This window comes from Bradyrhizobium sp. CCBAU 11361 (assembly GCF_028128935.1).
In the GTDB taxonomy this organism is placed as follows: Bacteria; Pseudomonadota; Alphaproteobacteria; order Rhizobiales; family Xanthobacteraceae; genus Bradyrhizobium; species Bradyrhizobium niftali.
Genome location: NZ_LBJZ01000008.1, coordinates 158,323 through 171,455, shown reverse-complemented (window position 1 = coordinate 171,455; position 13,133 = coordinate 158,323). Strand labels below are relative to the sequence as shown.

Sequence of the window (13,133 nt, the reverse complement as noted above, 5' to 3'; positions counted from 1 at the left end):
GCGTGCCTTCGACGCCTGGCGGGAGGTCTACAACTTCGAGCGTCCGCACGAAGCGCTCGGGCAACAGGTCCCAGCTAGTCGATATCGGCCGAGCCAGCGGGCCATGCCCGATCGATTGCCGGAGGTCGAATACGACAGCCATGAGATCGTGCGTCGCGTCTCCACGACCAAGGCCTATGTCAGCTTCAAGGGATGTCTTTGGAAAGTGCCACAGGCCTTCCGTGGTGAGCGCCTCGCCATCCGCCCCTCGGCAAACGATGCGCAATACGGGGTCTTCTTTGCCGCCCACCAAGTCGCTATCATCGACTTGGCGAGTGGAAAAAGTGTCGGCTATGTCCCCGAACACCCGTCGGTCATGTCCCCGGGCTGAACATCAAGCCGGGCGATGACAACGGAGAGTGTGGCGCGGGCGTGCCCAGCGCGCCCCTTCAAACAACATTTCAAACGCCCTCGCGATATTCCATTGCGTGGCATGGCTCGCGTGAAAAATGCGTGCTCGCGCTTTGGCCGCGCTGCGACTATTCTTGCCGCCAGTACGCTTCAGTGAACCGGGAGGAACAATGACAAAACACACCTACATACCCCGCACCACCAACTACACCCTTAACCCCGGCGACGAGCTCAACGACCTCAGGATGTCGGACCAGGTCCGACCGCTGTACGATCACGTCAGGAAGTTCATTCGCGACACCGTCGAGCCGATGTCGATCGAGTTCGCCAAGGCCGGAGAGAGCAAGGAAGACCGCTGGAGCTTCACGCCGAAGCAGCTCGAGGTGCTCGAGGTCGCCAAGAACAAGGCCAAGAAGGAAGGCCTCTGGAACTTCTTCCTGCCCGATGACGAGACCGGCCAGGGCCTGAAGAATCTCGACTATGCCTATATCGCTTCCGAGCTCGGCAAGAGCCCGCTGGCCTCCGAGACCATGAACTGTTCTGCGCCCGACACCGGCAACATGGAGGTGCTGGAGCGCGTCGGCACCAAGGAGCAGAAGGAGAAGTGGCTGAAGCCGCTGCTCAACGGCGAGATCCGCTCCGCCTATGTCATGACCGAGCCGAACGTCGCCTCCTCCGACGCCAAGAACATCTCGACGACGGCAAAGCTCGTCGGCGACGAATGGGTCATCAACGGCGAGAAATATTACATCTCCGGCTTAGGGGATCCCCGCTGCAAGATTCTCATCGTGATGGTGAAGACCAATCCGGACGCGGCGCCGAGCAAGCAGCAGTCGCAGATCCTGGTGCCGCGCGACACGCCAGGCGTCGAGGTGCTCGGGCCCATGTACGTGTTCGGTCAGGACCACGCCCCGCGCGGCCACATGCACATGCGCTTCAACAACGTGCGCGTGCCGAAGGAGAACATGCTGCTCGGCGAGGGCCGCGGCTTCGAGATCTCGCAACTCCGCCTCGGACCCGGGCGCATCCATCACTGCATGCGCACCATCGGCAAGGCCGAGAAGGCGCTCGACCTGATGGTACAGCGTGGCCTCACCCGCGAAGCCTTCGGCAAGAAGATCGCCCATCTCGGCGGCAACATGCAGATCATCGCGCAGGCGCGCTGCGAGATCGAGGCGATGCGGCTGATGGTGCTGAAGGCGGCGAAGGCCATGGACGTGCTCGGCAACAAGGAAGCCCGCGTCTGGGTCTCCATGGTCAAGGCCATGGTGCCCGAGCGCGCCTGCAAGATCATCGACCAGGCCATCCAGATGCACGGCGCCACCGGCATCTCGCACTGGACCCCGCTCGCCGAGATGTACCAGGACGTGCGCCACCTGCGCTTTGCCGACGGTCCGGACGAGGTGCACTGGATGGTCGTCGGCCGGCACGAGCTGAGCATGGCGTAATGTTCTCTTCTCCTTCTCCCCGCTTGCGGGGAGAAGGTCGGGATGAGGGGGAGCCTCCGCACGGACGGTGACAGCTGGACTCGCGGAGACTCCCCCTCACCCGAATTCGATCTACGATCGAATTCGACCTCTCCCCGCAAGCGGGGCGAGGTGAAGAAAGCGAGCCTTCCGTCCAGGAGCCCTCATGGACTATGCCGCCAGCGACCTCACGCCACGCGAGCGCTACAAGGTGCTGACGTCCTTCATCCTGCCTCGGCCGATCGCGTGGGTGACCTCGATCGGATCGACCGGCGTGGTCAACGCCGCACCGTTCAGCTTCTTCAACGCCTTCTGCGAGGATCCGCCGCTCTGCATGTTCGCGGCGAACCGCAAGCCGAACGGACAGGACAAGGACACGTTCCTCAACATTCAGCGAACCGGTGAATTCGTGGTCAACATCGCCGACGAGCCGCTGGCGCGGGCGATGCATGAGTCCAGCGGCGACTTTCCGCCCGACACCGGCGAGCCCGATTATCTCGGCCTGAAGCTCGCCCCCTCGACGAGGATCGCGGTGCCGCGGCTCGCCGACACGCCCTGGGCGATGGAGTGCAAGCTCTGGAAACTGATCGACGTCAACGACGATCGCCGGCTGATCATGGGCGAAGGCATCCACTTCCACATCCGCGACGAACTCTGGGACGACAAGGCGATGCGGGTGCACATGGACCGCTACCACCCGATCGGCCGCATGTTCGCCGACCGCTACTGCCGCACCGACGACCGCGTGGTGTTTCCGGCGGCGGAGGGAGCGAAGAAATCGTAGGGCGGATTAGCACAAGCGTAATCCGCCGAATTGTTGCAACGAGATGGTGGATTACGCCTTCGGCTAATCCACCCTACGCACCTACGTCGCCGGCGCGAGCTTGTCCTGCGTCTTGGTTTCGAAATCGCCGGCGTCGTGGCGCTCGTGGAGCTGGCTGGCGGGATCGCCGGAGACACGGTTGACCATGCGGCCGCGCTTCACGGCCGGACGCTTGGCGATCTCGTCGGTCCAGCGCTGCACGTTCTTGTAGTCCTGCACGGAGAGGAATTCGCCGGCGCCGTAGACCAGCCCCTTGGCGAGTGCGCCATACCAGGGCCACACCGCGATGTCGGCAATGGTGTACTCCTTGCCAGCGAGATACTCGTTGTCGGCGAGGCGCCGGTCGAGCACGTCGAGCTGGCGCTTGGTCTCCATCGCGAAACGGTCGATGGCGTATTCGATCTTGGTCGGCGCGTAGGCGTAGAAATGGCCGAAGCCGCCGCCGAGATACGGCGCGCTGCCCATCTGCCAGAACAGCCAGGACATCGCTTCGGTGCGAGTCTTGATGTCCTTCGGCAGGAAGGCGCCGAACTTCTCGGCGAGATAGAACAGGATCGAGCCGGACTCGAACACCCTGACAGGCTCAGGGCCGGAGCGGTCCATCAGCGCCGGGATCTTCGAGTTCGGGTTGATGTCGACGAACCCGCTGCCGAACTGGTCGCCATTGCCGATCCTGATCAGCCAGGCGTCGTATTCGGCCCCCTTGTGGCCGAGCGCCAGAAGCTCCTCCAGCATCACCGTGACCTTCACCCCGTTCGGCGTCGCCAGCGAATAGAGCTGGAGCGGATGGCGGCCGACCGGCAGCTCCTTGTCGTGGGTGGGGCCGGCGATAGGGCGGTTGATGCTGGCGAACTGCCCGCCATTCTCCTTGTTCCAGGTCCAGACTTTGGGCGGCACGTAGGCGGGGGCGTCGGTCATGCGGGGGCTCCGGCGGAAAGATGCGTCTGCATTAATTAGCCCGCGAACGGCCGATGGCAAGGGCGCAGAAATGCATTGCCGGACGGGGCAACTCTACGTTTCGTCATGGCAAGCCGCTTCCCTGCCGTCATTCCGGGGCGCCCGGAGGGCGAGCCCGGAATCCATCAGGGCCCAGGAATGCCCGGAGAATTGGATTCCGGGCTCGTCGCTCCGCGACGCCCCGGAATGACGATCGGAAAGAGCCAGGTTCAGGACGCGGCCGCAGTCAGCCCCTGCTCTGCACGCCCCAGCAAAAACCCCTCATACCCCTTCGCCGCGACCTCGTCGCAGATCCGCCGGTAGACCCCGACGCCGCCGATAAAGGGCATGAAGATGCGCGGCTTGCCGGGGATGTTGGCGCCCATGTACCAGGAATTGGCCTGCGGATAGAGCGTGCCATGGGCAACTTCGTTGACGTGCGCGACCCACTTGTCCTCCGCTTCTCCCCCCGCCTCCATCGAGGCAAGGCCTTGCTGGCGCATGTGGACGAGGCAGTCGGCGATCCAGTCGACATGCTGCTCGATCGAGACGATCATGTTCGACAGCACCGACGGGCTGCCGGGCCCGGTGATGATGAAGAGATTGGGAAAGCCTGCGCTCATCAGGCCGAGATAGGTCTTGGGGCCCTCGGCCCATTTCTGGTTCAGCGTCCGCCCGCCGCGGCCGCGAATGTCGATCCTGGCGACCGATCCGGTCATGGCGTCGAAGCCGGTCGCCATCACCAGCGCATCGACCTCATGATCCGTCCCAGCGACACGGACGGCGTTCGTGGTGATCTCCTCGATCGGATTGGCCTTGATGTCGATCAGCGAGACGTTCGGCCGGTTGAAGGTCGCGAAGTAGTCCGTATCGATGCAGATGCGCTTGGTGCCGATCGGATGGCTGTTCGGCTGGAGCAATCTTGCGGTCGTGGCGTCCTTGACGATCTCGGTGATCTTGCCCCGCACGTAGTTGGCGGCGGTGTCATTCGCGGCCAGATCCAGGCCGAGATTGTTGTAGGCGGACATGAAGGTGAGCCCGCCACGATCCCAACGCGCCTTGTATGTCGCGCGCCTGGCAGCCTCACTGTCGTCGAGGGCGCCGCGATCGGGCTGCTCGGCATAAATGCCGTTACGCGCGATCTCGCGGGCGAAGCGGCGGATCTCCGGATAGTTCTTCCGGAACGCATTGCGCTCCTCGTCGGTCAACGCGGCATTGCGGGCGGGAATCGAGAAATTCGCGGTGCGCTGGAAGACGGTGAGGTGCTTTGCCTGCTCGGCAATGATGGGGGCCGACTGGATGCCGGATGAACCGGTGCCGATGAGGCCGACGCGCAAGCCGGCGAAATCCACGGGTTCGTGCGGCCAGTTGCCGGTGTGATAGACGGGACCCTTGAAGTTTTCGAGACCCTGGATGTCGGGCTTGCGCGCGTTGGACAGGCAGCCGGTGGCGAGCACGACAAACTTCGCTTCGACCGTCTTTCCGTCGGAAATCGTCACCGACCAACTATTGGCCTGTTCATCGAAGACGGCGCGCTCGACGCGTGTGTCGAACTGGATGTCGCGGCGCAGGTCAAAACGATCCGCGACATGGTTGGCGTATTTCAGGATCTCTGCCTGCGGCGCGTAGCGTTCGGTCCAGTCCCATTCCTGCTGGAGCTCCTCCGAGAACGAATAGGAATACTGCATGCTCTCGACATCGCAGCGCGCGCCCGGATAGCGATTCCAGTACCAGGTGCCGCCGACCCCGCCGCCCTGCTCGTAACCGCGCGCCGAGAAGCCCAGCCCGCGCAGCCGATGCAGCATGTACATGCCGGCAAAGCCGGCGCCGACGACGACCACGTCGTAGGCTTCACCGGCCTTAGCCGGACCCGATTGCGCTGGCGACATCGGTTGGCGCTCCCTCGTTGTTTTCTGCTGTTGTGCGCCAGCATTCTCTCAGGTCGGCCAAAGCGCAAGAGGCTCGTTCGCGGCCGCTGCTCTGCTTATTTTGCGCGACGGAATGGCTCCTCCCACGGCGTGGCGCCTATACACAAGATGCGCGGCGAAATCCGGCTTGGCATCGCCGACGACGATGGGTTAGCGTCGGACGGCCTTCGCGAATGACAACAAGAACGCAAAGCAACAACAGCAACGCGACGGCCGCCGCCGGGAGAGAGCCATGAAATCGCCGATCTGCGACATGCTGGGCATCGAGTTCCCGCTGCTCGCCTTCAGCCATTGCCGCGACGTCGTCGCCGCCGTCAGCCGCGCCGGCGGCTTCGGCGTGTTAGGTGCCACCGTGCACACGCCTGATACGCTCGAACGCGAGCTGAAATGGATCGACGACCACGTCGACGGCAAGCCTTACGGCATCGACGTGCTGATCCCCGAAAACATCTCGACCGCGGGCGAGAAGGACGTCACCTGGAAGAGCCTGGAAGCGCGCGTGCCGCAAGAGCATCGCAACTACACGCGCGACCTCCTGAAGAAGTACGACATCGAGCTGACGACCACTGACGTGGCCGACAACCAGCCGCAGCCGTTCGACGGGAAGACGGCGCTTCAGCTGCTCGAGGTCTCGTTCAATCACCCGATCCGGCTGATCGCCAACGCGCTCGGCGTGCCGCCGAAAGCGATGATCGAGATGGGCAAGAAGCACGGCGTGCCGGTTGCGGCTCTCGTCGGCGCCAAGGAGCATGCGCTGCGCCAGGTCGCGGCCGGCGTCGACATCCTCGTGGTCCAGGGCACCGAGGCCGGCGGCCATTGCGGCGAGGTATCGACCATGGTGCTGGTGCCGGAGGTGATCAAGGCGATCAAGCCGATCCGCGACGTGCCGGTGCTGGCGGCCGGCGGCATCATGACGGGACGGCAGATGGCGGCCTGCATGGCGATGGGCGCAGCCGGCGCCTGGACCGGCTCGGTATGGCTCGCAACCGTCGAGGCCGAGACCACGGAAATCTTCCGCGAAAAGATGATCGCCGCGTCCTCGCGTGACGCGGTGCGGTCGAAGGGACGCACCGGCAAGCCGGCGCGGCAGCTTCGCTCGGTCTGGACCGATGCCTGGGACCGCGCGCCGGAAAGCCCCGGTGCGCTGCCGATGCCGCTGCAAAGCATCGTCAGCCGCGACGCCTTCAACGCGATCGACCGCGCGGCGGCGGCTGGCAACGCCAAGGCGCGCGATCTCGTCAGCTACTTCGTCGGTCAGGGCGTCGGCCTGATCGACAGCGTGAAATCGGCGGGCGCCGTGGTGCAGGAGTTCAAGGAAGAGTTTGCCGAGGCCGTCGAGCACTTGAATGCGCTGGTGGCGGAGTAGCATCCACATCGTCATTGCGAGCGCAGCGAAGCAATCCAGACTGCGGCCGCGGAAAGATTCTGGATTGCTTCGCTTCGGTCGCAATGACGAAGCAACTGATATCGTGAATTGAGGCCATGACCGACAATACCAATATTCCCGAAGACCGAATCCCCGTCATCGTCGGCATCGGCGAGATCGTCGACCGTCCCAAGGAGATCACCGCTGGCCTCGAGCCGCTCGATCTGCTGGAACAGGCGCTACGGCGTGCCGAGCAGGATGCCGGGGCAAAGCTGCTCGACGAAGTGCAATCGCTCGACATCGTCAACTTCCTGAGCTGGCGCTACCGCGATCCGGAGAAGCTGCTGGCGCAGCGGCTCGGCGTCACACCTTCGCATTGCTATTACGGCCCGGTCGGCGGCGAGAGTCCGATCCGCTACATCCACGAGGCGGCAAAGCGCATCGCGCGCGGGGAATGCAGCGTCGCCGCGGTCTGCGGCGCCGAAGCGCAGTCGACGGCGACCAAGGCCGAGCGCGCAGGCGCAAAGCTGCCATGGACGCCGTTCGCGCATGATGTCGAGGAGCCGAAACGCGGCGCGGCGTTCCAGAAGCCTTTGGCCGTGAAGCTCGGCGTGTTCCGTCCCGTCACGGTCTATCCGTTCTACGAGGCGGCCTCCTCCGCGCATTGGGGCCAGACGCCGCGCGAGGCGATGGCGGAGTCGGGGACATTGTGGTCGCGCTATTCCGAAGCCGCCGCGCAAAATCCAAATGCCTGGCTGAAGCGACGCCATACGCCGGACGAGATCACGACGCCCACCGCGGACAACCGTCTCATCGCCTGGCCCTACAACAAGCTCATGGTGGCCAACCCGAGCGTCAACATGGGCGGCGCACTGCTGCTCACCAGCCTTGCCAAGGCGCGCGCGGCCGGCATCGCCGAGGACAGACTGGTCTATCCGCTCGGCGGCGCCTCGGCGGAAGAGCCGCGCGACTATCTCCTGCGCGATCAGTTCTACGAGAGCCATCCGCAGAATGCGGTGTTGAAAGCCGTGATGGACCTCGCAGGCGGCGACGGCAAAAAGTTCGACGCGATCGAGCTCTATAGCTGCTTCCCCTGCGTGCCCAAGATGGCGCGGCGGACACTGGGCCTTTCCGCCGACGTGCAGCCGACCGTGACCGGCGGCCTCACCTTCTTCGGCGCGCCGCTCAACACCTACATGACGCATGCGGCCTGCGCGATGGTGCGGCGCCTGCGCGATGGCGCCAGGCTCGGCCTGCTCTACGGCCAGGGCGGCTTCGTCACCAAGCATCATGCGCTGGTGGTTTCGAAGGCGCCTCCGCGCGAGGCGCTGGCGCAGGAGACGAGCGTGCAAGGAGAGGCCGACCGCAACAAGCGCGCGGTGCCGGACTTCGTCGCGGAAGCCTCAGGCAAGGGCAAGGTCGAGAGCTTCACGGTGCTCTATGGCCGCGGCGGCGATGTCGAGCACGGTGTCGTCATGCTGCGCACGGAAGATGGCCGCCGCACGCTCGCGCGGATACCGGCGCGCGATACGGCAACGCTGGCGCATCTGCTCGATATGGACAGGACGCCGGTCGGCTCGCTTGGCGAGATCGCGATGGCCGACGATGGCGTACCGCAGTGGCGGATGGCTTAGTCGATCTGACGTCGTCATTCCGGGGCGATGCGCAGCATCGAACTATGGTGTGCAATTGCACACCTGGGAATCTCGAGATTCCGGGTTCGGCTCTTCGAGCCGCCCCGGAATGACCATGCCACTAATCAGCCCTTCGGCGCCTGCGTCTCCGAGGCGGTGGCCGGCTTGCCCTTGGCGCCGACGACGCGGACCTGATCGCCGTCGGTCAGGCCGTCCGGCGGGGCGGTGATGACGCGGTCATCGGCTGCGATGCCTGAGGCGAGCTCGATCTCGCGGCCGAGATCGCGGGCGATGGTCACGGTCTTGAACAGCACCTTGTCGTCCGCACCGACGGTCGCGACACGCAGGCCGCTGCCGTTGAAGATCAGCGCGCTGGCGGGAATGCTGAGCGGCGCGGAGTCGCGCTGCAGGCTCAGCTTCACGCTGGCATAGCCGCCGGGCATCAGCTCTCCGCTCGAATTGTCCAGGCCAAGCTGCATGCGCGTGGTGCCGGAGGCGACGTCGACCGCCTGCGAGGACGCCTCCACCGTCGCCTGGAAGGTCCGGTTCGGATACTCCGGCAGCGCGATGGTGGCCTTGGCGCCGATCTTGATCGCCGGCACGTAGTTCTGGGGTACGTTGACATAGACGCGCAGCTTGGTGATGTCCGAGACCACGAACATCGCCGGGCCCGAGCCGCCGCCGGCATTGATCAGCGCACCGACGTCGGTATCGCGCGCCGTGACGACGCCATCGAACGGCACCGTGATCTTCTTGTAGCCGGCGAGCGCTTCCAGCCGCTCGACATTGGCCTGCCCCGAATGCACGGCGGCGTTCTTGTTGGACAGATCGGCGGTGCGCTCGTCGATTTCCTGCGCGGAGACGAAATTGGAGGCGACCAGAGTCTTGCGGCGGTTCAGCGTGGCCTCCGATAGCCTGGCGCTGGCCTGCTGGCTGGCGAGGTCGGCACGGGCCTGCAAGAGCTGCTGGTCGAGGTCGGGCGCCTCGATCTCGGCAATCACCTGCCCGGCCTTGACGCGGGCGCCAATATCGGCGCTCCAGCTCTTCAGGTAACCCGACACGCGCGCGAAGATTGGGGCGCGGTAGTAGGCTTCCAATCGGCCCGGCAGATCGAGGGTGGCGTTGAGCACCTTGGCGTTGGGCTGGGCTACCGCGACGCTGGGAACGGCCTGATCGTCGGTCCACTCCTTCAGCCTGGAGCCCTGCTCCTCGCGCGCACGGATGCCGGTGCCGACGACCAGGCCTGCCGCAATCAGCGCCACCACGCCGAAGATGCCCAGTTTCCGGTGCGACACCGGCGAGCGGGATTCAGTGGGCGACATCCGGAGTCTCCAAAGGGGCGGCGGCTTTGGCGCCTTGTTTCTTGTGTACCATACTGAACACCACGGGAACAAACATCAGCGTGGCGAAGGTTGCAAAGATCAGGCCGCCGATCACGGCGCGGCCGAGCGGCGCATTCTGCTCGCCGCCCTCGCCGAGCCCCAGGGCCATCGGCGCCATGCCGATGATCATGGCGAGCGCGGTCATCAGGACGGGACGGAACCGGACGAAGCCGGCTTCGAGCGCGGCCGCAACGGGATCGCCGAGCTCCTCGTAGCGCTCGCGCGCAAAGGAGATCACGAGCACGCTGTTGGCGGTGGCAACGCCCATGCACATGATCGCGCCGGTGAGCGCCGGGACCGACAGTGTCGTCTCCGTCATGAACAGCATCCAGACGATCCCGGCGAGCGCGGCCGGAAGCGCCGTGATGATCACGAAGGGGTCGGACCAGGACTGGAAGTTCACGACGATCAGGAAGTAGATCAGCACGACGGCGCCGAGCAGGCCGAACAGCAGGCCCGTGAAAGCGCTGTTCATGGTCTGCACCTGTCCGAGCAGCACGACGGAAGATCCCTTCGGCACCTCCTTCGCGGTGTCGGCGATCACCTGGCGGATGTCGGCGGCAACTGCGCCGAGATCGCGGCCCGAGGTCGTCGCGAAGATCTGCACCATCGACTGGATGTCGTATTGCGACACCACCGCGCTCGACGTCGAGCGCTTGATGTCGGCGATGCCGCCGAGGATCGGCGACTGCGAATTGCTGGCGGCGGTGATCGGCAGCGTCTGCAGCGCGCTGAGCGAGTCGATCTGGTATTGCGGCGTCTGCATCACGATCGAATAGGACACGCCGTTGTCCGGATTGAGGTAGTAGGTCGGCGCCACCTGTGAGGAACCGGCGAGGTTCACCACGAGACTGTTGGTGACGTCGCGCTCGGTCAGGCCGACATATTGCGCACGGGTGCGGTCGACATCGATATTGAACGTCGGGTTGTTCGGCGATTGCTGGATGCGCGCATCGGCAACGCCGGGAATCTTGCGGACCTTGGCCAGCAGATTGTTGGCGTAAGCGAAGTTGGCGCTGACATTGGCGCCGCGAATTTGAAGGTCGATCGGCGCTGGCGCGCCGAAGTTCAGGATCTGGCTGACGATATCGGCCGGCAGGAACGCGAAGCTGACGCCGGGGAACAGCCGCGGCAGCTGCTCGCGCAACACCTTGACGTGCTCTTCGGTCGGCTTGTGGCCTTCCCTGAGCTTGATCTGGATGTCGCCGTCCTGCGGGCCGATGACGCCGGTGTTGTTGTAGGTCATGTTGATGCCGGAGATCGGCATGCCGATGTTGTCGGTCAGGGTCTCGATCTCGCCCGGGACCAGCTTGCGGATCGCCTTCTGGATATCGGCAAGCTGGTTCGCGGTCTCCTCGACGCGGGTGCCGACCTGGGTGCGGACGTGCATCAGGATGTTGCCGGCATCGACCGCGGGGAAGAAGTTGCGCCCGAGGAACGGCACCAGCGCAAAGGACGCACCGACGACGCAGAGGAAGCCGATCACGAACACCGCGCGATGCGCCAGCGCCATGCCGAGCAGGCCGCGATAGAAGCTGCGGATGCGCTCGAACCGCGCCTCGAAGCCGCGCTGGAACCAGACCAGCGGATTGCGCGACTTCGGGGGTTCGCCCTCGTGATGGACATGGGCCTGCAAGAGGTAGTTCGCCATGGTCGGCACCAGCGTGCGCGACAGGATGAACGACCAGATCATGGCGAACATCACGGCCTCGGCCATCGGCACGAATAGAAAGCGCGCGACACCGGTGAGGAAGAACATCGGCACGAACACGATACAGATGCAGAGCAGCGAGACGAAGGCCGGCGTGACGATCTGGTTGGCGCCGTCGAGGATCGACTGCTCGACCGGCTTACCCTGCTCCAGATGGTAGTTGATGTTCTCGATGGTCACGGTGGCGTCGTCGACGAGGATGCCGACGGCGAGCGCGAGACCGCCGAGCGTCATGATGTTCAGCGTCTCCCCGATCGCCGACAGCATGATGATGGCGCCCAGCACCGACAGCGGGATCGAGACCGCGATGATGATGGTCGAGCGCCAGCTGCCGAGGAACAGCAGGATCATGACGCTGGTGAGCAGCGCCGCGATCACGCCCTCGAAGGCGACGCCTTGAATCGCGCCGCGAACGAACACCGACTGGTCGCCGATAAAGCCGATCTTCAGCGCGTCCGGGAGCTGGTCCTTGACCTCGATCACCTTCTGCTTGATGCCGGCGATGATATCGAGCGTCGAGGTCGCGCCCGCCTTCAGCACCATCATCAGCACCGAGCGGCTGCCGTCGACATGGACGATGTTGGTCTGCGGCGGATTGCCGTCGCGGACGGTCGCGACATCGCGCACATAGACCATCGCGCCGTTGACGGTCTTGATCGGCAGATTGCCGAGCTCGTCGATCTTCAGCGGCGAGTTGTTGAGCTGGATGTTGTACTCGAAGGTGCCGATCTTCTGGGTGCCGACCGGCGTGATCAGGTTCTGCGCGGCCAGCGCATTGGCGACGTCCTGGCCGGACAGGCCGCGCGCCTGGAGCGCGGTCGGGTCGAGATCGATCTGGACCTGGCGCTGCTTGCCGCCGAACGGATACGGAATCGCCGCGCCCGGCACGGTGACCAGCGGGGTGCGCAGATTATTGATGCCGATATCGGCGAGGTTCTGCTCGGTCAGCCCGTCGCCCGACAGCGCCACCTGGATGATCGGCACGGTCGAGGCCGAGTAATTCAGGATCAAGGGCGGCGTCGCGCCCGGCGGCATCTGCTTGAGCAACGTCTGCGAGATCGCAGTGACCTGCGCGTTGGCGGTGCGGATGTCGACGTTCGGCTGGAAGAAGATCTTGATGATGCCAAAGCCGTTATAGGAATTGGCCGTGATGTGCTCGATGTCGTTGACCGTCGTCGTCAGCGCGCGCTGGAACGGCGTCGTGATGCGGCCGGACATCTGGTCGGGCGGCAGGCCGGTGTACTGCCAGACCACGCCGATCACGGGAATGCGGATGTCGGGGAAGATGTCGGTCGGCGTCCGCAGCGCTGCCAGCGGTCCGATCATCAGGAGCAGGAGCGCGAGCACGACAAACGTATAGGGTCGGCTCAGGGCAATACGGACCAGAGCAATCATGCGCCAGGCAATTCCAGGTCAAGCAGGGATACGGAATCCGCCCCGACGGGGATCCTCTTTCCCGTTTACCTGAGCACCGCCGACAGCGCCAATGCCAAGCGA

8 protein-coding genes and 1 pseudogene are annotated in these 13,133 nt (G+C 64.7%); 5 read left to right on the top strand and 4 right to left on the bottom strand.

Annotated elements, in window-relative coordinates; genetic code table 11:
• The 3 genes and pseudogenes from XI08_RS04465 to XI08_RS04455 form a co-directional block, all read left to right on the top strand.
• Nucleotides 1-370: pseudogene (locus tag XI08_RS04465) on the top strand (IS481 family transposase); the annotation flags it as partial.
• Between the two features lie 190 nt (nucleotides 371-560).
• Complete coding sequence (locus tag XI08_RS04460) at nucleotides 561-1,838, top strand: acyl-CoA dehydrogenase family protein (protein ID WP_028172378.1); 1,278 nt, start codon at nucleotides 561-563, stop codon at nucleotides 1,836-1,838.
• A gap of 184 nt (nucleotides 1,839-2,022) precedes the next feature.
• Nucleotides 2,023-2,640 (top strand): flavin reductase family protein, encoded by a 618-nt coding sequence (locus XI08_RS04455; protein ID WP_271573506.1) that lies wholly within the window; start codon nucleotides 2,023-2,025, stop codon nucleotides 2,638-2,640.
• Between the two features lie 81 nt (nucleotides 2,641-2,721).
• Here XI08_RS04455 and yghU read toward each other — a convergent pair whose 3' ends face one another.
• Complete coding sequence (yghU, locus tag XI08_RS04450; protein ID WP_271573505.1) at nucleotides 2,722-3,597, bottom strand: glutathione-dependent disulfide-bond oxidoreductase; 876 nt, start codon at nucleotides 3,595-3,597, stop codon at nucleotides 2,722-2,724.
• A 248-nt stretch (nucleotides 3,598-3,845) separates the two neighbouring features.
• Complete coding sequence (locus XI08_RS04445; RefSeq protein WP_271573504.1) at nucleotides 3,846-5,504, bottom strand: flavin-containing monooxygenase; 1,659 nt, start codon at nucleotides 5,502-5,504, stop codon at nucleotides 3,846-3,848.
• Nucleotides 5,505-5,775: 271 nt separating this feature from the next.
• Here XI08_RS04445 and XI08_RS04440 point away from each other — a divergent pair, with 271 nt between their 5' ends.
• Nucleotides 5,776-6,909 carry a nitronate monooxygenase gene (locus tag XI08_RS04440; RefSeq protein ID WP_027544034.1) on the top strand — a complete coding sequence of 378 codons (1,134 nt, stop codon included), beginning with the start codon at nucleotides 5,776-5,778 and terminating at the stop codon, nucleotides 6,907-6,909.
• Nucleotides 6,910-7,025: 116 nt separating this feature from the next.
• A complete protein-coding gene (locus XI08_RS04435) occupies nucleotides 7,026-8,543 on the top strand; it encodes an acetyl-CoA acetyltransferase (protein WP_271573503.1) in 1,518 nt (505 codons plus the stop codon).
• A gap of 125 nt (nucleotides 8,544-8,668) precedes the next feature.
• On the opposite strand, the gene XI08_RS04430 is transcribed toward XI08_RS04435, so the two are convergent.
• Entirely contained in the window at nucleotides 8,669-9,865 is a 1,197-nt protein-coding gene (locus tag XI08_RS04430) for an efflux RND transporter periplasmic adaptor subunit (protein ID WP_271573502.1), read from the bottom strand.
• A complete protein-coding gene (locus tag XI08_RS04425; protein ID WP_271573501.1) occupies nucleotides 9,852-13,031 on the bottom strand; it encodes an efflux RND transporter permease subunit in 3,180 nt (1,059 codons plus the stop codon). The genes XI08_RS04430 and XI08_RS04425 overlap by 14 nt, the downstream gene beginning before the upstream one ends.
• Nucleotides 13,032-13,133: the final 102 nt, after the last annotated feature.